At 67.8% G+C, this 22,117-nt stretch carries 21 protein-coding genes; 10 read left to right on the forward strand and 11 right to left on the reverse strand.

Going from position 1 to position 22,117, the window contains the following annotated elements:
* Position 1: 1 nt before the first annotated feature.
* The 6 genes from GM656_RS14750 to GM656_RS14775 all read right to left on the reverse strand — a co-directional run bounded on the left by GM656_RS14750 (position 2) and on the right by GM656_RS14775 (position 7,514).
* Positions 2-745, reverse strand: a complete 744-nt coding sequence (locus tag GM656_RS14750) for a DUF1641 domain-containing protein (RefSeq protein ID WP_162414441.1) — start codon at positions 743-745, stop codon at positions 2-4.
* A gap of 1 nt (position 746) precedes the next feature.
* Positions 747-2,984 carry a formate dehydrogenase subunit alpha gene (gene fdhF, locus GM656_RS14755; RefSeq protein WP_174242991.1) on the reverse strand — a complete coding sequence of 746 codons (2,238 nt, stop codon included), beginning with the start codon at positions 2,982-2,984 and terminating at the stop codon, positions 747-749.
* 29 nt (positions 2,985-3,013) lie between these two features.
* On the reverse strand, positions 3,014-3,961 hold the full coding sequence (locus tag GM656_RS14760; RefSeq protein ID WP_162414442.1) for a 2Fe-2S iron-sulfur cluster-binding protein: 948 nt from the start codon (positions 3,959-3,961) through the stop codon (positions 3,014-3,016).
* 1 nt (position 3,962) lies between these two features.
* On the reverse strand, positions 3,963-5,438 hold the full coding sequence (locus GM656_RS14765; protein WP_206673716.1) for an NADH-ubiquinone oxidoreductase-F iron-sulfur binding region domain-containing protein: 1,476 nt from the start codon (positions 5,436-5,438) through the stop codon (positions 3,963-3,965).
* A 382-nt stretch (positions 5,439-5,820) separates the two neighbouring features.
* Positions 5,821-6,633 carry an enoyl-CoA hydratase/isomerase family protein gene (locus GM656_RS14770; RefSeq protein ID WP_162414444.1) on the reverse strand — a complete coding sequence of 271 codons (813 nt, stop codon included), beginning with the start codon at positions 6,631-6,633 and terminating at the stop codon, positions 5,821-5,823.
* Entirely contained in the window at positions 6,630-7,514 is an 885-nt protein-coding gene (locus tag GM656_RS14775; RefSeq protein ID WP_162414445.1) for a 3-hydroxyacyl-CoA dehydrogenase family protein, read from the reverse strand. Before GM656_RS14775 ends, GM656_RS14770 begins: the two co-directional genes overlap by 4 nt.
* Before the next feature lie 130 nt (positions 7,515-7,644).
* Between GM656_RS14775 and GM656_RS14780 the strand changes: the two genes are divergently transcribed.
* The 7 genes from GM656_RS14780 to GM656_RS14810 all read left to right on the forward strand — a co-directional run bounded on the left by GM656_RS14780 (position 7,645) and on the right by GM656_RS14810 (position 13,828).
* A complete protein-coding gene (locus GM656_RS14780) occupies positions 7,645-8,151 on the forward strand; it encodes a gamma carbonic anhydrase family protein (RefSeq protein WP_162414446.1) in 507 nt (168 codons plus the stop codon).
* Positions 8,152-8,202: 51 nt separating this feature from the next.
* Entirely contained in the window at positions 8,203-8,403 is a 201-nt protein-coding gene (locus GM656_RS14785; protein ID WP_162414447.1) for a hypothetical protein, read from the forward strand.
* A 61-nt stretch (positions 8,404-8,464) separates the two neighbouring features.
* Positions 8,465-9,361 (forward strand): amidohydrolase family protein, encoded by an 897-nt coding sequence (locus GM656_RS14790; RefSeq protein ID WP_162414448.1) that lies wholly within the window; start codon positions 8,465-8,467, stop codon positions 9,359-9,361.
* A complete protein-coding gene (locus GM656_RS14795) occupies positions 9,358-10,281 on the forward strand; it encodes an MBL fold metallo-hydrolase (RefSeq protein WP_162414449.1) in 924 nt (307 codons plus the stop codon). Before GM656_RS14790 ends, GM656_RS14795 begins: the two co-directional genes overlap by 4 nt.
* A gap of 213 nt (positions 10,282-10,494) precedes the next feature.
* A complete protein-coding gene (locus tag GM656_RS14800; RefSeq protein ID WP_206673717.1) occupies positions 10,495-10,923 on the forward strand; it encodes a hypothetical protein in 429 nt (142 codons plus the stop codon).
* Entirely contained in the window at positions 10,920-12,455 is a 1,536-nt protein-coding gene (locus GM656_RS14805; protein ID WP_162414451.1) for a UbiD family decarboxylase, read from the forward strand. Before GM656_RS14800 ends, GM656_RS14805 begins: the two co-directional genes overlap by 4 nt.
* Positions 12,452-13,828: a UbiD family decarboxylase gene (locus tag GM656_RS14810; protein WP_162414452.1), complete on the forward strand. Its 1,377-nt coding sequence runs from the start codon at positions 12,452-12,454 to the stop codon at positions 13,826-13,828. The genes GM656_RS14805 and GM656_RS14810 overlap by 4 nt, the downstream gene beginning before the upstream one ends.
* Positions 13,829-13,841: 13 nt before the next feature.
* Here GM656_RS14810 and GM656_RS14815 read toward each other — a convergent pair whose 3' ends face one another.
* Genes GM656_RS14815 through GM656_RS14825 form a run of 3 tightly spaced genes read right to left on the reverse strand, consistent with a single transcriptional unit; the run spans position 13,842 to position 17,327 of the window.
* On the reverse strand, positions 13,842-15,260 hold the full coding sequence (locus GM656_RS14815) for a zinc ribbon domain-containing protein (protein WP_162414453.1): 1,419 nt from the start codon (positions 15,258-15,260) through the stop codon (positions 13,842-13,844).
* Positions 15,257-16,432: a thiolase domain-containing protein gene (locus GM656_RS14820; protein ID WP_162414454.1), complete on the reverse strand. Its 1,176-nt coding sequence runs from the start codon at positions 16,430-16,432 to the stop codon at positions 15,257-15,259. Before GM656_RS14820 ends, GM656_RS14815 begins: the two co-directional genes overlap by 4 nt.
* 52 nt (positions 16,433-16,484) lie before the next feature.
* Positions 16,485-17,327 (reverse strand): acyl-CoA thioesterase, encoded by an 843-nt coding sequence (locus GM656_RS14825; RefSeq protein ID WP_162414455.1) that lies wholly within the window; start codon positions 17,325-17,327, stop codon positions 16,485-16,487.
* Between the two features lie 78 nt (positions 17,328-17,405).
* Between GM656_RS14825 and GM656_RS14830 the strand changes: the two genes are divergently transcribed.
* The 3 genes from GM656_RS14830 (at position 17,406) to GM656_RS14840 (ending at position 20,941) form a co-directional block, all read left to right on the forward strand.
* Positions 17,406-18,173 (forward strand): enoyl-CoA hydratase/isomerase family protein, encoded by a 768-nt coding sequence (locus GM656_RS14830; RefSeq protein WP_162414456.1) that lies wholly within the window; start codon positions 17,406-17,408, stop codon positions 18,171-18,173.
* A 47-nt stretch (positions 18,174-18,220) separates the two neighbouring features.
* Positions 18,221-19,675, forward strand: a complete 1,455-nt coding sequence (locus GM656_RS14835) for an aldehyde dehydrogenase family protein (protein WP_162414457.1) — start codon at positions 18,221-18,223, stop codon at positions 19,673-19,675.
* A 111-nt stretch (positions 19,676-19,786) separates the two neighbouring features.
* The gene (locus GM656_RS14840; RefSeq protein WP_162414458.1) at positions 19,787-20,941 is read left to right on the forward strand and encodes an acyl-CoA dehydrogenase family protein; all 1,155 of its coding nucleotides are present in this window, start codon (positions 19,787-19,789) and stop codon (positions 20,939-20,941) included.
* Here GM656_RS14840 and GM656_RS14845 read toward each other — a convergent pair.
* Positions 20,938-21,783, reverse strand: a complete 846-nt coding sequence (locus GM656_RS14845; RefSeq protein WP_162414459.1) for an enoyl-CoA hydratase/isomerase family protein — start codon at positions 21,781-21,783, stop codon at positions 20,938-20,940. The genes GM656_RS14840 and GM656_RS14845 overlap by 4 nt on opposite strands.
* A gap of 140 nt (positions 21,784-21,923) precedes the next feature.
* Complete coding sequence (locus GM656_RS14850) at positions 21,924-22,115, reverse strand: PaaD-like zinc ribbon domain-containing protein (protein WP_162414460.1); 192 nt, start codon at positions 22,113-22,115, stop codon at positions 21,924-21,926.
* Between the last annotated feature and the right edge of the window lie 2 nt (positions 22,116-22,117).

Raw genomic sequence — 22,117 nt, forward strand, 5'->3', positions numbered from 1 at the left:
CCTAGCTGTCGTCGTTCCTCAGTCGGCGACCCTGTGCCTTCAGGACAGTGATGACGAAGCCGAGGCCGGCACGAGCGTCGCGGCCGCCGAGTCGCCTGAGCGCGCCGAGCAGCCCGACCGGCTCGGATTCGCGTCTCGCCTCGCCGACTGCGCCGAGGAGGTCGTTCAGCCCCCGGGCCGCGTCCTCGTCGATTTCGAGCGTCGAGAGCGTTTTCGCGAGGTCGACGAGCGATTCGAGATGGCCCTCGCGCTGAAGCTCGAGGATCAGGTCCATCGCCTCGACGATTTCGGTCCCGTTCGATTCGAGCATCGTGGACAGTTCCTCGACCTCCGCGGGGGAGAGCGACTCCGAGAAGGCGGCGGCGACGGTCACTAGGTCGTCGAGCTGCCCCTCGCGCTGGAGTTCGAGGACCGAATCCAGCGAGGCCGATAGGTCGTCCGCGTTCTCGCCGACGGCGGTGGCCAGCGCGGCCGCGTCTTCAGTCGAGAGCCCGTCGACCGCCTCCACGAGGTTCGTCGTCGAGGCCGTGATGTGGTCGAGCTCGTCCTCGTCGGCCGCGGCGGCGATCAGTATCGCCGTCGTGAGCGCGTCGTCTAGCTCGTCGGTGCGCTCGACGATGTCAGCGATGTCCGAGCCGTGTGCCGCGAGGGCTTCACGGAGCGCCGCCTCGCCGTCTTCGTCCGTTGTTTGCTCGCGGCCGCCGTGCGTGGCCGACTCCGGGTACCTCTCCTGTGGTTCGGCCATCTCAGTCGGCCCCCCCGGCGACTTCGCCGTCGAATGACGCCATCGTCTCTGCCTTTCCCTCGTAGGGTCTGACGCGCACGGCCGACACCTTGAACTCCGGCGTCGCCGCGGCCGGGTCGAGGTGCTCCTCGTCGGTCAGTCGGTTGACGGCGCTATCGGCGAAGTGGATCGGGACGAAGAGGTTCTCCGGCCCGACGCGGTCGGTGACCTGCGCGGGAACGGCTATCTCCCCGTTTCGGGACTCGATCGTGACCAGCTCGCCGCTCTCGACGCCGAGCTCTGCGGCCGTCTCGGGGTGGATCTCGACGAAGTTGTTCGGCGAGTACTGTCGGATACCCGCTTCGCGGTTGGTCATCGTCCCCGTGTGGTACTGGTAGAGGACGCGCCCGGTCGTGAGCGTGAACGGGTACCGCTCGTCGGGGATCTCCGCCGGTTCGCTGTACCCGACGGCCTGGAGGTCCGCCTTCCCGTTCTCGGTGTTGAACGCCTCGGTGTAGAGGCGCTCAGTCCCCGGGTGGTCCTCGTCCCAGCAGGGCCACTGGAGTCCGCCTTCTCCGTCGACGCGCTCGTGGCTCACACCGCCGTACAGCGGCGTGAGCGAACTCACTTCCTCCATGATCTCGGCACTCGAATCGTAGTCCCACTCCCGCCCCATCCGGTTGGCGAGGTCCTGCAAAATCTTCCAGTCGGGCCGGGAGTCGCCCTTGGGTTCCATGACCTGTTTGACCATCTGGACCGTTCGGTCGGTGTTGGTGAACGTCCCCGTCTTCTCGACGAACGAACACGCCGGCAGAACCACGTCGGCGTACTGAGCCGTCTCGTTGACGAAGAGGTCCTGGACGACGAGGAACTCGAGGTCTCGCAGCACGTCTTCGGCGTGGTTGACGCCCGGTTCCGAGAGCGCGGCGTTCTCCCCGATGATGTACATCCCGCGAACGTCGTCGTCGTCGGCCGCGAGGAACATCTGGGTCGTGTAGTAGCCGTACTCGGGAGAGATGTCGCAGTCCCAGGCGTCCTCGAACTTCGCGCGGATCTCGTCGTCGGCGATGTCCTGATAGCCGGGGAAGTTGTCGGGAAGCGGTCCCATGTCGCCGCCACCGCCCTGGACGTTGTTCTGGCCGCGGAACGGCGAGACGCCCGCGCCCGGCTTGCCGAGGTTGCCGGTGATCGCCGCGAGGTTCGCCATCGCCATGACGTTCTCGGTCCCGTGGGAGTGCTCGGTCAGCCCGAGCGTCCAGCCGAACACGCAGGCGTCGGCCGCTGCGACGGTCTCCGCCGCGGCGGCGATCTCCTCCGGCGGAACGCCGGTCACTTCCTCCACTCGCTCCGGCGTGAACTCCTGGACGGCTTCCTTCACGTCCTCGAATCCGGTCGTCCGCTCGGCGACGAACGACTCGTCGTGGAGGTCGTTATTGACGATGTAGCGGGTGATGCCGTTTATCCAGACCGCGTCGTAGCCGGGCTTGACTCGGCTGTACTGCGTCGCGTACTCGGCGATCTGCACCTCACGGGGGTCGAACACCAGCAGGTCGGCCCCGTCGCGGACGTTCTGCTTGATTCGCGTCGCGAGCACCGGGTGGGCCTCCGTCGTGTTCGACCCCGTCAAGAGGATGCAGTCGGCGAGTTCGAGGTCTTCGGTGGTGATCGACGCGGCGCCGTAGCCGTAGGTCCGGGCGAGGCCGGCGACCGTCGAGGAGTGACACAGCCGGTTGCAGTTGTCGACGCTGTTGGTTCCGAGCACCTGTCGGGCGAACTTCCCCATCAGGTAGTTGTCCTCGTTGGTCGCCTTCGACGAGGCGATCACCGACAGCGCCTCTCCGCCGTGTTCGTCCTTGATCGCACCGAGGCCCTCGGCGACGCGTGAGAGCGCCTCGTCCCACGTCGCTTCGCGGAACGCCCCGTTTTCGTCGCGGACCAAGGGCGATGTCAGCCGGTCGTCCGAGTTGACGAAATCGTAGCTGAACTTCCCCTTCACGCAGGTCGAGATGCCGTTGACCGGGGCGTCCTCCTCGGCCGTCGGTCGGGCCGCAAGTATCTCCTCGCCGTCGGAGTAGAGGTCGAACCGACACCCGACGGCGCAGTACCCGCAGGTGGTGTCCTCGACGTTCAGCTCCTCCAGGCGCTTGTCGCCGATGGACTGGGCGATCTCGAACAGTTTCCCCTCGGGCAGCGTCTCGGCGGCCACGCCCTCGGCGACGTGCTCGACGTTCTTGAGCGCCTGCTGCTTGGCTCGCTGCATGTAGCCCGCGACCCCGTCGAGGTCGTCGCTCACGGCCAGTCACCCCCGCTGGCCCCGTCGTCGTCCCAGACGCCGGTCTCGGTCGCGTCGTCACTCGGCGACGGGTCGGTCGTCGCTCGCTTCTCGCGTTTCTTCGGCGTCATCGGCCCTTTGCTCTTCCCCGAACTCTCGTAGGCCGTCCCGACGCTGTTCTTCTGATTGAAGCCCGGGAGCGGGATCGTCGTGGCGTCCTCGATGCCCTTCTCGACGAGCGACCCGGTGGGACAGACGGTCGCGCAGTGACCGCAGGAGACGCAGGTCGAGTCCTCCATCGTGTCGACGTCGCTCTGGAACCCGATCCGGGTGTCCTGTCCCGACCCCTCCATCCGGAGGACGCCCTCGACCTGCACGTCGTTACAGGCGTCGACACAGCGGTTACAGAGGATGCACTTGTTGCGGTCGATCTGGATGAACGACGAGGTGTCGTCGAGCGGTTCGTACTCGCCGCGGTCGTCGAGGACGCCGTAGCGCGGCTCCTCGACCTCCTGTTCGATGGCGGCGTCCTGTAGCTCACAGCGGCCGTTCTTCCCGCAGGTCGTACACCGGAGATTGTGGTCCGACAGGACCAGATCGAGGTTCACGTCCCGGGCTTCCGACGCGGCTCCGGCGTCGGTCCGAACGGTCAGCCCGTCCTCGGCGGGGAAGCTACAGGCCGGCACGACGCCGTGGGCGTCGGTCTCGACCATGCAGGTGCGGCACTCGCTCCGGGGGCCGATGTCCTCGCGCCCGTAGTGACACAGGGCGGGGACCGACTCCTCGGTCTCGACGCCCTCGATGGCGTCGATGAGCGTCGCGTCCGCTCCGACCGATACCTCGGTGCCGTCGACCGTCACGGTCGCGGGTCCGTCGCCCCCGACGGGCGGGTCGGAGGCCGTCCCCGGTGCGATCTCTTCTGTCAGCGGCGGTGCCTCTGCGGTCTCGTGTGGTTCCGAACTCATGTTATGACGCCTCCAGTGCTTCGATACAGCTTCCCGCCGGACACCGTCCGTCGGCGTGGGCCTCGAACTCGGACCCGAACGCCGACATCGCGGTTCGCGTCGGCCGGCCGGCCCGGACCCCGAACGCGCAGATGCTCGACGTGTCCATGACGCGGATCAGTTCCTCGATGCCGTCGCGGTCGTAGTCCCCGCCGTAGATGTCTCGAAGGAGTTCCGCGAGCTGCGTCGTTCCCTCGCGACACGGCACGCAGCGGCCGCAGTTCTCCTCGGACGCGAACCGGGCCTGGCGACCCACGAACTCGACGATACAGCGGTCGTCAGCGAGGACGCGAACGGACCCCTCGGTCCCCAGGTCCGCGTCCGCGAGCGCGGCGGGATCGAGTGTGACGTCCGTCTCGCGGGTCACGCCGCCGAACTGCCCGCCGACACAGGCGGCCTTGAAATCCCCGGTCAGGTCGGCCGCGTCGACGGCCTCGGACAGGGTGGCTGTCTCGGAGAGTTCGACCGTCACGGGCGCGGCAACGTCGCCCGCCACGGTCAGCACGCGCGTCCCGGGAGACTCGTCCCGCCTGAGCGCCACCGCGAGGTGGGCGAGCGTTCGGGGGGTGTGGACGAGCGTCGGCCGTCCGTGGAGTCCCGCTTCCTCCGGCCCGGGCGGCCGGAGTCGAGCCTCCAGACGGTGGTTCCCCTCGATGGCCTCGATGCTCATCGTCGGCTCGGCGGCCCTGTACTCCGCGGGGCCAGTGACCACGTCGATGGCGGCCGGCGGCTCGGGGTACGTCTCGGCGGCTTCGCGGACAGTCTCGACCGCGTGCTCGTCGTCGTCAGACGCGTACACGACGATTCGGTCGGCATCGACGGTCCGGGCGACGGCGGCGGCGCCGTCGAGAACCTCGAAGGGCGCGCTCGCGAGTAAGAGCGCGTCCGAAGCGGTTCCGTGACCGTTCACGACGACAGCGGCGTCTCCGTCCGTGTCGCGGACCGCCTCCCACGTGTCGGCGACCGACTCGTCCTGACACAGGTCGCCCCAGCCTCGCCCGCGGAGGGACTCCCCGGCTTCGAGAACCGCCGTCGGGCCCGGGGCTCCGAACCCGCCCGCGGCTTCGTGGTCCGCTACGCTCGTCGGTCGTCGCCAGCCGCAGGCTCCGAGCACGGTGCGCTCGCCCGCGCCGAGGCCTGGTAACTCCGGTACCGGAAGCCGGGCCGTCTCGGGGTCGTGGTCGACGACGGCGTCGGACCCGCCGGACTGCGCCGCTTCGGGGCTGTCGGCGCGCGCACAGAGTTCGGCGACGCGCTCGGGCGAGCACCGCGCGTGGAACGCGGTCCGGCCCTCGCGGGTCACCGCGACGAGTGGTTCGAGTGCCTGCGCGCCCGTCGATCCGACGACGAAGACGCCGTCGGGTGCCGCGTTCGTTTCAGAGAGGGCCCGTTCCGGATCCGTCGCCGAGATCCGGACGGTCGGCCCATCGCCTGTCATGATGGCTGTCATTTACTACCGTCTTTATAAGAGATGCGGACACACCATCATAAATCATCGGGACGCGGAGATCCGATGGGACGGATCCGACCGCGACGCGTCACAGCCCTCGGGAATCAGGAACGGTAGGACCGTACTGGGACAGAGGCACGATACGGTACCAGCGTATCGGGGTGTGGCGATTACTCCAGAGCTGGGCTCGACTCTTTCCGAGGGGGCTGATTTACTTGGCAGATGGTACGTATACCGTTCCTGTAGCTTATGCATGAGTGAATTACCATATAAAATTGTCGTATTTTGCTACGGACGCTGTCAGTTTGGTACGACCTGTGTCACAAGTCAATTCCACTCGGTATCGAACTGCACGACGCTTTCACACGACTTAGCGGCCATTCCACTTCGGTTCTCTCTCCTCGAAGAATGCGTCGATGCCCTCGTTTTTGTCCTCCGTCGCGAACAGCTGTGCGAACAGTTCCGCCTCGTAGTCGATGCCGCTCTCGAGGTCCATTCGCGACGCCGCACGGACGCTCTCTTTCGCGTACTGGAGTGCGACGGGGCTCTTTGCGGCGATGGACTCGGTGATGGTCGCAACCGCCTCGTCGAGGTCGTCCGGGTCGCTCACCTCGTCGACGAGTCCGATGTCGCGGGCCTCCTCGGCACCGATGAGGTCGCCGGTGAGGATCAGCTTCATCGCCTGGCCCTCGCCGACGAGTCGCGGGAGCCGCTGGGTCCCGCCGCCGCCCGGGATGATGCCGAGATTGATCTCCGGCTGCCCGAGTTTGCCCCCGCGCTGGGCCACTCGGATGTCACACGCCATCGCCAGTTCGAGGCCGCCGCCGAGCGCGTGTCCGTTGATACGGGCGACGACCGGCGTCCCGAGGTCCGCCACGGTCTCGTACACGCGCGGTCGCTCGCTCGCTCGCCGCTGTTCGAGCATGTCCCGCTCGCGGAGTTCGCTCACGTCGGCGCCGGCGACGAAGGCGTTACACTCCGCCGATCCCGTGAGGACGGCCACGCGGGCGTCTGACTCCTCGATCGCGTGCAGGACCGTCGTCAGCTCATCCCGGACGGCGGCGTTCAAGGCGTTCCGCGCGTCCGGTCGGTCGATGGCGACCGTGGCGATGCCGTCGCCGTCGCGCTCGACGCGGACCGTCTCGTACTCGTCGTCCAGGGCCGCCGCCGTCACCTCGGTCATCGGTCACCCCACTCGCCGCTCGTCGCGACGGCTTCGCCGTCCTCCCAGACGTAGAACCCCTCGCCGGACTTCTGCCCGGTCTTGCCGGCGCGGACTTTCCGCTTCAGCAACTGCGGTGGCTTGAACCGCTCGCCGAGTTCCTCGCGCAGGTACTCGAGGATGTCGAGGCGCACGTCCAGTCCCACCATGTCCGTGAGTTCGAGCGGGCCGACGGGGTGATTGTAGCCCAGTTCCATCGCCGCGTCGATGTCCTCCGGCGAGGCGACGCCCTCCTCGACCATCCGGATCGCCTCGACGCCGAGGGCGACGCCGAGCCGCGAGGAGGCGAACCCCGGCGTGTCGCGGACGACGACCGGCGTCTTGTCGATGCTGGCGACGTAGTCCTCCGCGAACTCGCGGGTCCGGTCGCTCGTCCGCTCCGCGACGACTGTCTCGACGAGCGACATGATGTGGACCGGATTGAAGAAGTGGAGCCCGACGAACCGCTCGGGATGTTCGAGCGCGCTCGCCAGTTCGGTCACCGAGAGCGACGAGGTGTTCGTCGCGAGGACGACGCCCTCGTCGACGGCCGCCTCGGCCTCCGAGAGGACGCTTTTCTTGAGATCGACCTTCTCCGGGACCGCTTCGACGAGCAGTTCCGCTCCCTCGACCGCGGCGTTGAGGTCTGTCTCGCCGGTGATCCGGTCGAGCGTCTCGCGTCTCTCGGTCTCGGTGACCTTTCCGCGTTCGATGCCGCCGTCCAGATTGGACCGGATGGAGTCGATCCCGTTCTCGATCTGTTCGTCGTCGACGTCACGAAGCGTCACGTCGTGTCCGGCCATCGCGCTCACCTGTGTGATACCATGGCCCATGGTTCCAGCGCCTAGTACGGTTACCCGCATATGTATCGACGGTACAGGCGACGACATAAGTGTTAATACTCCGGGGGGTCCGTCGCTCGCCGCAGCGAACCCCGGACCTGCCGGCACTATCGACGGAAGAGCAATGTGGCTGGCCCGTTAGAGTCGACTTGTGCAGGAACCAATCTACGGGAAGTCACCTGCGGTAGCGGAATCCGCGTTCGTCTCGAAGCAGTCTGCGCTCATCGGCGACGTGACGGTCGGAGAACGGAGCAGCGTCTGGCCGTTCACCTGCCTCCGGGGCGACGACGACGAAATGCCGACGTCCGTCGGTGACGAGTGTAACGTCCAGGAGTTCTCGATGCTCCACGGGGCGACCCTCGAAGACCGGGTGTCGATCGGCCACAGCGTGACCGTCGACTACGCGACCGTCGGCGAACACTCGCTCGTCGGCATCAACAGCGCGGTGCTGCGCGGCGCGACGGTCGGTTCGAACTGCCTCGTGGCGGCGGGCAGCCTCGTGAGACAGGGACAGACGGTTCCCGACGGTCATCTGGCCTACGGCGTTCCCGCCGAGACCCGCCCGCTGAGCGATACACAGCGCGAGGAGATCGCCATGGTCCACGAACACTACGTCGAACTCGGCCGCGACTACAGGGAGACGGACCGCTTCGAGTGACCGCAGAGCCGGTGGTTTATTGGACCCCCGCCCGTTATCGTGAGCGACGCGATGACGTTCGATACCCCACAGTGCCCGGTATGCAGCGACCCGCTCGAAGACGACGACGGCCTGCCCGACAGCATCGAGGACGGGGCCCTCCGCGTCGCGATCGACTGCCCCTCGTGTGACACGCCGCTCAGCGTCGAGTTCGACGATCTCGACCCGCGGACGGGCGACGTCGCGATCTCGATCCACGTACGAGAACCGTAATCCGAACGACGCTGTCGATCGGACCAGCAGGTATAAGGCGATTTCCACCCACCTGAAAACCATGACCGATAGCTCGGCTGCTACCACCGGAGACGGTCGCGTCATCGACGCGCACGTCCACATGAATCCGTTCTGGCGGCTGGACGACGACGCGCTGGCGCTCCTGCGCGAACACGGCCACGGCTTCGAGAAGAAGGTCGACCTGGCGAGACACCCGGAGAAGTTCGTCTCGTACCTCGACGAGCAGGGCATCGAGCGCGCGGCGATCATCAACTACGTGACGCCGATTCTGGGCTACACGCACGACGTGAACGAGTGGGCGGCCTCGTTCCGCGACGCCGCGCCCGACCGCGTCCTCGCTTTCGGCGGCTTCGACCCGAACGAGGCGGACGACCCGGACGCGGTCCTCGACCGCGCGATCGACGACCTCGACCTCGACGGTATCAAGATCCACCCGCCGCATCAGAACGTGCAGGCGAACGACTACCTCGACGAGCCCGGCTATCGAGGGCTCGACGGCCTCCGCAGCCTCTACGAGCGCTGTGCCGCGGCCGACATTCCGGTGATGGTCCACACGGGAACGAGCATCTTCCCCGGTGCGCGCTCTCGCCTCGCCGACCCGATGCCGCTCGACGACGTGGCGGTCGACTTCCCCGACCTGGACATCGTCATGGCTCACGGCGGCCGGCCGATGTACACCGACGAGGCGTGGTTTCTGCTCCGCCGTCACGACAACGTCTACTTCGACGTGTCGTCCATCCCGCCGTCGAACCTCCCGGAGCACTTCCCGCGACTGGAAGCGGTCGCGGACCAGACGCTGTTCGGAAGCGACTGGCCGGGACCGATGGTCCCCGACATCGGTGAGAACGTGGCCGAGGTCCGATCGCTCGACCTCCCGGACGAGGCCATCGACCGAATCCTCTACGGGACCGCAGCGGAGCTGTTCGGCCTCGAATGAACGCGTTTCGCATCGCACACCCACACGGCAGCCCGGAAGGCGAGAACAGCACGTACGTCTTTCAGGACCGCGGCGTCGTCGTCGATCCCGGTCCGCCGGGCGAGGACGCGTGGGGCACGCTCCGGAGCGGGCTGGAAGCCAACGGTCTCGATCTCGGCGACGTCGAGGACGTCGTTCTCACGCACTGGCACGCGGACCACGCCGGCAACGCGCCGAGATTGGCCGCAGCCGCCGACGCCGACCTGCACATGCACGAGCGGGACGCCCCGCTGATCCGAGACTACGGCGCGGAGCGACACCGCCGCGTCGAGCGCGACGCCGAGATGCTCGACCGGTGGGGCGCGCCCGAGTCCGTGGTCAGCGAGGTGCGCGAGAGCGACACCCCGTCGCCGATACCGGATACCGTGCCCGTGATCGGGCACGCCGACGGGGACCGCGTCGCCGGCCTCGAACTCCTGCACACGCCCGGCCACACGTGCGGCCATCTCGCGGTCCGGGACGAACGGACGCTGTACGTCGGTGACGCGGTCCTGCCGATGTACACGCCGAACGTCGGGGGAAGCGATACCCGAACCGCCGCGGAGAACCCGCTCGACCAGTATCTCCGGATGCTCGACCGACTCAGCGGCCTGGACGTAGACCGCGAAGCGCGCCCGGGACACGGCTCGACCGTCTCGCTCGACGACCGTATCGAGGTCATCCGTCGCCACCACCGAGAGCGCGTCGACGCCGCAGTCGAGGCGTTACCGGCGACCGGGACGGCGACCCCGTGGTCGGTCGCACGGACGCTGTTCGGCGAGATGTCCGGAATCCACGCGAAGATGGGCGCGGGCGAGGCCGCCGCACACCTCGCTCACGCCGAACACTCGGGGCGCGTGACTCGGGTCGCAGACCGGCCCATCACCTACCGACGGTCGTGAGGTGACGACCGTCCGTGCGGCGCAGACCGGTTCTCGGCGGGCGTAAACGCCGGTGGCGGCGATCATAAACGATTGAACATTAATTATATATACTACCGTTGTTTACACCGTTTTAGACCCAGAGACTCGGTTCCATGGCCTTTCACTATGACACAATACAGTACTGCCGAAGAAAACCTGCCGGAAGACACCGACGGTGAGATCCGTCTGCAAGTGACAGATACGAACACCAAGGAAATCTTCGTGACGCGGGCACGCGTGTCCCGGTCCGCGACCGACCTCGACGACCCGGAGCCCCTGACCGTGGTCCGCGGGCCACACGAGAACATCAAGGAAGACTGGCACATCGAGATCCTGGAATCGAACCCGGATCTCAACGACATCGACGACGAGATACTCCGCGACTGTATCGAGTACAGCCGCAGAGAATCGAACGTCATCAACGCCCGGTCGGAGGACGCTCGCGCGCTGTTGCAGTATCTCGTCGCGGTCGGGGAGTTCGAGTCGGTTTCGGACGCCGTCCGGACCATCATCAACGCGTACATGCAGGACACCTACCCCGAACTCCTGGACGCCTATCTGGACGCGAAGGCCGAGCAGCTCCGCGACGAGATGTCGACCTCGTTCGGTGAGAACCGATGACCGCCGGGGCGACGGAAGCCGTCGACAGTTTCCGTGACTACCTCGACCGACTCGAGGAACGAGACGCGTGCAATCGGATCGACGAGCGCATCTCGTGGAACCTCGAAGCCGGTGCAGTCACGATGCGTGCCAACGAACGGGACGCCCAGATTCCGGTGTTCGAGGACGTGAGCGACGGCACGGACGCTCGGCTCGTCGGGGACCCGTACCGCGGACCGCGCCGCCAGCCCTGGGAGCGCATCGCGATGGCGCTCGGGGTGACCGACGCCCGGACGACCGACGACTACTACGAGGAGATCATCGACCGCGTTCGGTCGCCCATCGAGCCGACGGTCGTCGACGGCGACGACGCGCCGTGTAAAGAGGTCGTCAGAACGGGCGGCGACGTCGACCTCCTCTCGTTCCCGTGGCCGTTCCTCCACGTCGGCGACGGCGGCCGCTATTCGAATCTCCACACGCTCATCGCCGACGACCGGGACACGGAGTGGACCGACTGGTCTTCACACCGGGCGATGCTCCACGACAACACGCGCGCGAGCGTCCTCCTGCTCGCGGGCGAGCAGACCCCGAACATCTACTACTACAAGTACGAGCGCCACGACGAACCGATGCCGGTCGCCATCACGATCGGCGCGGAACCGGCCGTCGAGTGCGTTTCGATAATGTGGATCCCGACGGGACGGAACGAGGCGGAGTTCGCGGGCGGCCTCAAGCGCGCACCGGTCGAGCTCGTCGAGTGCGAGACGAACGATCTCCTCGTGCCGGCGACCGCGGAGATCGTCCTGGAGGGACGCATCCTGCCGAACAGTCGCCTCGACGAGGGCCCGTACGGCGATTACTTCGGCTACATGCACGGGCCGCGTCGGTCGATGCCGGTGCTGGAGATCGACGCGGTGAGCCACCGCGAGCGGCCGTTCATCCCCTTCCGCGTCGAGTGGTCCGAGGTCGGGTACGCCCACAACACCACCTCGTCCATGGAGGTCGCGTGCGTCGGCCCCGACGCGACGCTCGGGCTCCGCGCGGCCGGGTTCGACGTGGAGAAGCTCGCCCCCTGGCCCTTCACGCCGCGGACCGTCTACGTCGTCTCGACGGAGACGACGCGGCCCGATTCCCTCCACGAACTCGCGAACTTCATCTTCACGACGTGGGGGATGCTCCACGTGGACTTCTTCGTCTTCGTCGACGCGGACGTCGACCCGTTCGACCAGCGCGCCGTGCTCGAAGCGGTGTCGCTGTACGCCGACCCCGACACGGACTTCCACCAGTTCGGGGCGGAGTCGATGCCGAAAGTCCCGCTCAACATCTACCAGACGCCCGAGGAGAAGGGGGACGTGCAGATGGGGACCTCGAAGGCGAAGACCGCGAAGACGTACATCGACGCGACCCGGCCCGAGGGAGAACCGCTCCGGAGCGGGTCGCGGGTCGGCGACAGCGAGCGTCGCGAACGCGCACGGGAGCTTCTCAGAGACGCCGGACTGTCCGACGCGACGCTCGACACGGCCCCGGTCGACCCGAGTGGTGAGCGCCGATGACCGACGCGCGCTCGTTTCGTGACAGTGTGGCGGCGCTCGACGACGCGGACGACCTCCTGACGGTCGAGGAGCGCGTCAGGAACGAGGACGTCGCTGCAGTGGCGGCCGAGGCGCTGCGCTGTAACGGGCCGGCGGTGCGCTTTCGCGACACCGACGGTCTCCTGACGCCCGTGTCCGGGACGCTCGCCGGCCCCGAACAGGCGACACAGTATCGGGAGAAGCCGTGGAAACGACTTGCGCTCGCTCGCGGGCTGGACGCCGATTCGACGTACGGACGCGTGGTCGACCACGTCGCCGGTCCCCTCGCAGCGACCACCGACCCGACGACAGACGAACTGCACGCAGACGAGACGGCGGCGAACTGCTACGACCTGGGTCTGCCCCCGCTGGAACCCGGGGCGCCACCGGCGTTCACGCTCGGACTGCTCGCGGTCGACGACGGCGAGGCGACGCAGTGGCTCCCGGCCCGCGGGACCGTCCGTGGTCCGAATCGGCTCCGGGCCGTCGTTCCGGCGGACGGTCTCGCTCCCTCGGCGGAGACGGCGTCGCTCTGTCTCGGCGTCCCGGCGGCCGCGACGACGAACACGCTACTGCACTGGCTCGACCGGACCCAGACCGGGAGCATGCGCCCGAGCACTCGATCGGCGGCCGTCCCGGTCGCGACGCGCGACGGGCGGATCGTTCCGGCGACCTCGGAGGTGGTGGTGACCGGGACCGTCTCGGAAGCGGGATCCGAGGAGGAGGCACCCGAGTCGGAGTCGATGTGGGAGCGGGCGATGGAGACGGCGGTCGTCGACCTCGTCGTTGACACCGTCGCTCACCGCGAGGACCCGCGAGTCCCGGTCGTGCCCCTCGGCGCGCCGTTCGCTGACGACATCCACCTCGTCGGCATCGCCGAAGCGGCGCGGCTGAGCTACCGCGTGAACAACTACTGGGGCATCGAACCCGCCGAATGGATTCGGCTCCCGGCCGAGACGTGTCTGGGCATGTGCGTCGTCGCGTCGGAGATCCTGTACGCGGGGTTCGAGTGGCAGTTGGCGAACACGCTGTTCTCGTTCTCGAACCTCTTCGATAAGGTGCTCATCCTGGACGAAAACACGTCGGCGGCCGACCTCTCGCGGCCGCTCGACGACATCTGGGTGAAAGCGCATCCCTCACAGGACTGGGTGTTCAGCGAACCGAGCGCGCCCGCGGCGACGGCCCCGCGGTACCGAACCGACGGGACGCCCGGGTCGCGGCTCTTCATCAACGCGTCGTGGGACCCGCGCTGGGACGAGGAGTACATCGCTCCCCGCGTCACGTACGAGACCTCCTATCCAGAAGCCGTCCGGCAAACCGTCGCGGAGATGTGGGACAGCTTCGGCTTCGAGTGAGCGGCTCTCCCGGTCATTCGGGGGCGAACTTCAGCCCGTACCGCGTGACGCCCTCGACGCTGTAGATTCTGCGGAACCGCGCTTCGACGCGGTCACCGACGGACACCTCGTCCAGGTCGCAGTCTGTCAGCTGGACGGGGAACCGCGCCGAGTCGCCCGCCGCCGACGCTTCGACGATGGCGACACCGAAGGGACCGTCACGGCGCTGCTGGGGGACGAACTCCGGCGGCGCGCCGCCCTGTCCGATGACGGTCGCGGCGACGATCTCGCCGGAGCGCGGGAGCGAGACGGACTCGAACGTCACCCGTTCGTGACAGTCCGGACAGGCCCCCTCGGGCGGGAACGCGACCGCGCCGCAGTCGGGACACCGGCCGGCTTCCAGGCGGTACCGCTGCGGGATCGACCGCTGCCACGAGGGGAGGCTCACGTGTGCGCCGCCGCCGGCGACTTCGGTTTCACCGATCGTACCGCGCTCGCGTAGCGCCTGCGCGTACGGGACGTCGACGCCCCCGTCGAGCGCCGCGGAGAGGCCTGTCCGGATGGGGTCTCGAACCTCGAAGGCCAGCGCCGTCGCGGACGCCCCGCTGCCGAAGCATCCGGCGACGACGTGTGACGAGGGGTCACTCGCGTCGAGCGCAGCCAGCAGGCCGAGCGCCGACGTCGCCGCGCCGGCGTCGCCGACCTCGTCGACCAGCGTCCCGCGCGTGACGGCCTCGGCGTCGTAGGGCAACGCTTTGGCGATGCGATGGGGGATGTCGGCCGTGGGCTGGTGGAGCGCCACAGCGGCGACGGCGTCCGCGGGCACATCGAGCGCGTCGACGGCCCCCGCGACGAGGTCCCTGATCGTCTCTCGCTCGTAGGTCGTGATATCCAGGCCGTCGACGGTCTCGGACCCGGACTCGCGGAACCGGATTCCCGGTGCGTCACGGGAGCGGGTCGCCGCGTCGGTCAGGACGACGGCACCGTCAGCCGCGAACAGGAACGCGGCGGCTCCCGCGCCGACCCGCTGGCCCGCCTCGCCGGGGTCGCCGGCGGGCGCGTCGGCCACGACAGCGAGGGCCGGACCGTCCGCACGGGCAGCCGAGAGGACCGCGTCCGCCCCGGCCACGGTGCTCTGGGTCGCCGTCGCGAGCGTGCTGTCCGATTCGAGTCCGAGGGCCGCGAGGGCGCGGGGACCGAACTCCTCCTCTTCGAGCGGCGGCGTCGTGGTCCCGATGGCGAGGTGATCGACCGCGCTCGCTTCGAAGCGGCTCGACGCGATGGCGTCGCGTCCCGCCGCGACCGCCATGGTGAGCGCGTCTTCGTCGGCCGCCGGCACGGCCGCTCGCGCGACCGGTGCGGACGTGCCCCACGCGGCTTCGATTTCGTCGCCGTCGAGGCGCAGACGCGGGACGAACGCACCGGTGGCGACGATACCGCGGTCCGAACTCATCGCGCACCTCCGTCGGCCCGCTCGAAGACGTGGACCGTCACGCCGCCGCCCGAGCCGCCGACGTTGTGCGTGAGCCCGACGTTCGCCCCGTCGACCTGCACGTGGGCGTCGCCCCGGAGCTGCGAGAACGCCTCGACGGCCTGTCCGGTCCCCGTCGCGCCGATGGGATGTCCCTTCGACTTCAGGCCGCCGGACGTGTTCACGGGGAGGTCACCGTCCGGGTCGGTGACGCCCTCGCGGAGGAGGCGGGGCGCCTCGCCGCGGTCGCAGAGTCCGAGGTCCTCGTAGGCGGCGAGTTCGGCGATGGCGAAGCAGTCGTGGACCTCCGCGAAGTCGAGGTCGTCCGGCTCGATGCCGGCCTCGTCGTACGCGCGCTGGGCGGCCGTCTCCGACGCGGGAATGCCCGTCAGGGACTCGCGCTGGAACAGGCCCACCCGACCGCTCGCCGCGCCGGCACCCGCGACGCGGACCGGCGCGTCCGAGAGTTCGCGTGCGACCTCCTCGCTCGCGACGAGCGCGGCGCTCGCGCCGTCCGTCGTCGGACAGCAGTGATAGAGGTTCAGCGGCGCGGCCACGTCTGGCGCGTTCATCGCGTCCTCCAGCGAGCACTCGAAACCGAGCTGGGCGTGGGGGTTCTGCGCCCCGTTGGCGTGGTTCTTGACCGCGACCCGCGAGATATCCTCCTTCGTCGCCCCGTACTCGCGCATGTAGGCGCTCGCCATCTGCGCGTAGACGCCGGCGAACGTCGTCCCGGAGAGGCGTTCCCACTCCGTCTCGCCGCTGACGCCGAGCCACCACTTCGTGTGGTCGCCGCTCATGTCGGTCATCACCTCGTAGCCGCCGGCGAGGGCGACGTCCGCCATGCCGGAGCGAACCGCCATCACGGCCTGTCGGAGCGCGTATCCGGAGGCCGCACACGCGTTCTCGACGCGCGTCGTCGGTATCCCGTGAAGGCCGAGGTGTTCTGTTACGGCCGGACCGCTCAGTCCCAGTTGTCGCCCGCCGACGCCGAGCGTCCCGAGGAACGCCTCGTCGATGCTGTCGGTGTCGAAGTCGCCGTCGACGCTCGCGACCGCTTCGTCGAACGCGTCGTCGAACAGCGACCGGTACGACTCATCGGGGAACGATCCGAAGTCTGACTGTCCAGCGCCCATGATGTACGCATCGGTCATACACAGTAGATGATGATGAGCGACTATAAGGTGCGGGGGTACGGCTGCCGACTCACTCGCCGGTGAACAGCGAGCGCAGTTGTGGCGCGATCGAAGTCGGGGCTCCCGACTCGTCGAAACACCCGTACTCGGTGACGCCCTCGATGCGGACGCTGCCGTCACTCTCGAACCGGTGTCCGATTCGGAGCGTCTCCTCGGTGACGGCCCGAACGTCCGACTCGACGGTGAGCGTCGACTCGTACTCCACGGGGGAGACGAACTCCCAGCGCCAGTCGCGCAGGCGGAACGGGTTGCAGCCCCCGCTCGTCGCGTCGGGACTCGCCTCCCTCGATTCGAGGAAGCGTTCGAGGGCGACGTCGGCGAAGCGCGGATACTCCTCGAAGTACGCGAGCTCGGAGCACTCGATGTGGGGGCTGCGGACGTCGAACGACGCCGAGAAGTTCGGCAACTCACCGCCGCCGTCCGCTCCGCGCGGCCCGACCTCGGGAGCGGTCTCGTCGAGCGCCTCGCGAAATCGCATCCTGGTGTCCTCGGGGAGAGGCCCCGCCCCGCCCTCCGGCGCGATTGTGACGTGCGTCAGTCGTCCCGTCGCGAGACGGTCACCGTCGTCGTCCGTCATCTCGTAGCACAGTTCGACGCTGCTCTCGCCGACAGATGTCGGCGTCGTTTCGACGGTCACCGTATCCCGGAACCCTGGATAGCGATACACCGTCGTCGCGGCGACGACGGGCGCGTAGGGGATGCCGCCGGCGTCGACGATGTCTTCGAACGCGTGGCCGAACGCCTCGGTGACGACCTGCGTCGAGATCAGCTCCCAGTCGAAGAACCGCGCTCCGTGGACCAGCGGCCCCGCGAGTTCACCGAACCGTACGTCGTGTGACTCGATAGTTCGCACACTACGGAGCGTGCGCGACTGGGCTATTAAACGTCTCGGCCCGACTGGTTTTATGTCGCTCCGGGAATCACGTCGGATATGGTTCGAGTCGAGACAGCCGACCGCGTCCACACGATTTCCTTCGACCGTCCGGAGACGAAGAACTCCTTTACCGTCGCTGCGGCACACGAACTCGTCGACGCCCTGGAGACGGCCGAGCGCGAGGACGCCCGGGCGGCGGTCATTACCGGCGACGGCGACGCGTTCTGTGCTGGCGGGGACATCGACGCGATGGCCGAGCGCGACGAGACCCCCGGCGAGGCCTACGAACGCGTGCAGTCGACGCTCAACGCCGTCGTCGAAACGCTGCTGACAGCCCCCTTCCCGGTGATCGCGAAGGTCAACGGCGACGCCGTCGGGGCCGGGACGAACATCGCCGCGGCGTGCGACTTCGCGTACGCCGAGGCCGAGGCCCGGTTCGGCGAAGTGTTCGCCAACGTCGGCCTGATTCCGGACTCGGGCGGGACGGTCCTCCTGCCCGCGCTGGTGGGGCTTCGGACGGCGAAGGAACTGACGATGACGGGACGCCTCTTCGACGCCGAGGAGGCCGCGGAGATGGACCTGATCAACCGCGCCGTCCCCGGCGCCGACCTCGACGAGTCGGTCGACGAACTGCTGACGACGCTCGATGCCAAACCGACCGAGACGCTCGGGCTGACGAAGCGCGGCCTCCACGAGAACATCGGGCGGCCGTTCCGTGACGCCCTCGACAGAGAGGCCCACCTCCAGACGCTCGCGTACGGCAGCGACGCTCACGAGACCGGTGTCGAGGCGTTCCGCAACGACGAGCGACCCGAGTTCCGTTGAGTTGCGCCAGTGACAAAATATAAATATCACGAAAGAGTGTTTCGAGTGTGAGCTACGACGGCCCAACAGACTTGTATATCGACGGTGAATGGACGCCCGCCGCAGACGGCGAGACGATCGCCACGCTCGACCCTGCGACGGAAGAAACGTACGCGACAGTAGCCTGTGCCTCCGGCGAGGACGTCAGCCGCGCGGTGACGGCGGCCGACGCCGCCGCGGAGCGCGGATCGGAGTGGCGCGAGATGGCCCCGAGCGAACGCGGGGCGCTCCTCGACGCCATGGCGGACGAGATCGAAGCGCTGTCCGACGAAATCATCCTCGTCGAGTCCCACGACAACGGGAAGACCCCGTTCGAGGCGGGCCTCGACGTCGAGATGGTCGTCGACACCTTCCGCTACTACGCCGGCTGGGCGGACAAGCTGACCGGCGAGACGATCCCAGTGCCCGGAAACCGGCTCGACTACACCCTGCAGGAACCGCTCGGCGTCACCGCCCACATCGCGCCGTGGAACTACCCCTTCCAGCTGGCTGGCCGCAGCCTCGCGCCCGCGCTCGCCTGTGGGAACACGGCGGTGCTGAAGCCGTCGAACACGACGCCGCTGTCGGCGCTGTACTACGCGAAGGCCGCCGAAGCGGCGGGACTCCCCGACGGCGTCCTCAACGTGATTCCCGGGACCGGCTCGGGTGCGGGTAACGCGCTGGTCAACGAGAGCGCCGTCGACCACGTCGCCTTCACCGGCAGCACCGGCGTCGGCAAGCACATCATGTCCGAGGCCGCGGACAACGTCACGGGCGTCACGCTCGAACTCGGCGGCAAGGGGCCGAACATCGTCTTCCCCGACGCGGACCTCGACGCGGCCATCAACGGCGTCCACTACGGCATCTTCATGAACTGCGGACAGATGTGCTGGGCGGGCTCCCGGTTGCTCGTCCACGAAGCTGTCAGCGACGAGGTCGTCGACCAGGTCGTCCAGCGCGCCGAGAACACGCCGCTCGGCAGCGGCATCGACGACGACGGGCGGATGGGGCCGGCCGTGAGCGCGGAGCACCGCGACGAGGTCCTCGAGTACATCGAGACCGGCGTCGAGGAGGGCGCGACGCTCGCGGCCGGCGGCGGCGTCCCCGAAGACAAGGAGCAGGGGTACTTCATCGAGCCGACCGTCTTCACCGACGTGACCAACGACATGACCATCGCCCGCGAGGAGATCTTCGGTCCGGTCCTCTCGGTCATCGAGTTCTCGGACTACGAGGAGGCCCTGGAGATCGCGAACGACTCCCCGTTCGGCCTGAGCGCGGGCGTCTGGACCTCGGACATCGACACGGCCCACGACGCGGCCGCGCGCCTCGACTACGGGATGGTCAGCATCAACGAGTACCCCCAGACCTTCCCGCAGACCCCCTTCGGCGGGTTCAAGGAGAGCGGCATCGGTCGAGAACAGGGGACCGAGGCGATCAAGGAGTACACGCAGGCGAAGAACGTCAACGTCAACGTCTCCCGGTAAGCGTCGGCCGTACGACCGACGGCCATTCCTTTCGCCGTTTGAGCCCCTAGTCGCGACGACTGCGCGGGCGTGGCGCGTAATGTTCATTACCCTGGGCCGAGGGGGATCTGTATGCAGCTCCTAGAACGATCGCTGTCCGACGAGCACCGCGACATCAGAGACCGCGCCGACGCGTTCGCCGAGGACGTCCTCTCGCCGCGGGCCGAAGAGATCGAAGCGACCGACGAGTTTCCGCGCGACGTCGTCGAGGCCGCGGGCGACGCCGGACTCCTGGGTATCCTGATTCCCGAGGAGTACGGCGGACTGGGCTCCGATTTCGTCGGCTACGCGCTCGCGCTCGAACGGGTCGCACGCGAGAGCGGGGCGGTCGCCGAGACGATACAGGGCCACACGTTCGCGACCCTCCCCGTGCTACATCACGGGTCCGATGCGCAGCGGGAGGCGTACCTGCCGGAGATGGTCGCCGGCGAGTCGGTCGGCTCGATGCTCCTGACCGAACCCGGGGCCGGTAGCTCCCCGACGGAACTCGAAACGGTTGCCGAGGAGACGGACGACGGGTACGCGCTCACCGGAGAGAAGTCCTTCGGGACGAACGCCGGCGTCGCGGACGTTCACCTCGTCGTCGCGCGCAAGCGGCCACAGCCGGAGGACTCACACGGCGTCAGCGTGTTTCTCGTCCCCGGTGTCGACGATGTCTCCGGGTTCACGTTCGACCGCGCGGAGTTCATGGGAATGCGCGGGCACATCACGGGCGACTCCACGCTCGACGGCGTCGAGGTCGATTCCGACGCGCTGCTCGGTGGCGTCGGCGAGGGCTTCCGGATCGCGATGGGGACGATCGACATGGCGCGGACCGGCCTCGGCGCTATCGGGACCGGTATCGCGCAGGCGGCCTACGACGAGGCGGTCGACTACGCGAGCGAGCGCCGGCAGGGAGGCAACGCCATCGGCGAGTACCAGGCGGTCCAGGTCCTCGTGGCGAAGATGGACACCCGTCTCGAAGCGGCCCGGCATCTGGTGTACGAGTCCGCGGCGTCCATCGCCGAGAGCGGCGGTAACACGCGCAAGTCCAGTCAGGCGAAGTACTACGCCAGCGACGTCGCCGAGTTCGTCACGCGGAACGCGATGCAGATCTACGGCGGGAAGGGCTACCGGACGGACTACCCGCTCGAACGCTACCTCCGCGACGCGAAAATACTGAGTCTCATCGGCGGGACGACCGAAATTCAGCAGACGACCGTCGCGACCGAATCGCTCTCGCTCTAGTCGTCGGACTGGGGCTCGGGCGCTTCTTTCTCGCCGATTTCGACGCCGACGAAGTCAGGCTCGCGGTCTTCGAGGAACGCGTTGACGCCTTCCTTCGCGGATTCCGAGCCGAGCAGCGCGTTCTGGAGCTCACGCTCGTGGGAGAGCGCGTCCCAGAGCGGCAGTTCGAGGCCCTCGTTGACGGCCAGCTTGTTGTGGCCGACGGCCCCGGCGGGCTTCTCGACGATCTGCTCGGCGAACTCGAAGACGGCGTCCTCGACGTCCTCCGGGGGGTGGATCTCGTCGAAGATGTCCTTGTCGTAGGCCTCCTGCGGCGTGAGTTCCTCGCCGGTGATCATCATGCGGAGCGCGTCGGAGCGGTTGATGTAGCGCGGCAGGAGCTGGGTCCCGGCCTCGCCCGCGATGAGCCCGAGGTGGACTTCCGGCATCCCGACGCGGTAGTCGTCGTCGTCACCGACGAAGCGGAAGTCACAGGCCAGCGCCAGTTCGAGGCCGCCGCCCATGCAGTGCCCGTCCACGGCCGCGATGAAGACGGTGTCCGTCGTCCGCATCTTCATGATGATCTCTTTCGAGGTCTGGCTGGCGTAGCCGATCTGGTGGGCCTCCTCAGTCTGGAGGTCGTTGATGTCGAAGCCGGTCGAGAAGATGCTCTCGTTGGCGCTTCCGAAGACGCAGACGCGGACGTTGTCGTCGAATCGGACGCCCTCGACGGCCCGCTGGAGCTCCAGCAGCACGTCGATGTTGTGTGCGTTTACCGGCGGTCGGTCGATCCGGAGGATGCCGACGTGGTTTTCCACTTCTGTCTGGAAGTACTCGAGGTCTAGCTCGTCGAATGGTTCCATTGGTGCGTTCTGCACATCTCACCGGAAGTACTTAAACATACCGAAAGATTAAAATTGGGGGAAGGGGTGCATCGGCTCTTCGGAGGGGCGCGACGCCCCGCGGACCCGCATCGGGTGCGCGGCCAACGACTGCCGTTCGATTACCGACCGGTATCGGGGGACTTCCCGTCGTATTTGAGTCGTTCGAACATCGTGTTACAGCCGTGGCAGTAGTACTGGCTCTTGGATATCTCGGAGCCGAACGCCGATTCCCGCTCCGTCTCGGTGGACCCGCAGAACGGGCACTCCGGGCGAATCGGCTCGTCCGAGGTTCCTGATTCGGATGCGCTCATGG

Origin of the sequence: Haloarcula salina (genome assembly GCF_010119195.1) — an archaeon.
GTDB classification, from domain to species: domain Archaea; phylum Halobacteriota; class Halobacteria; order Halobacteriales; family Haloarculaceae; genus Haloarcula; species Haloarcula salina.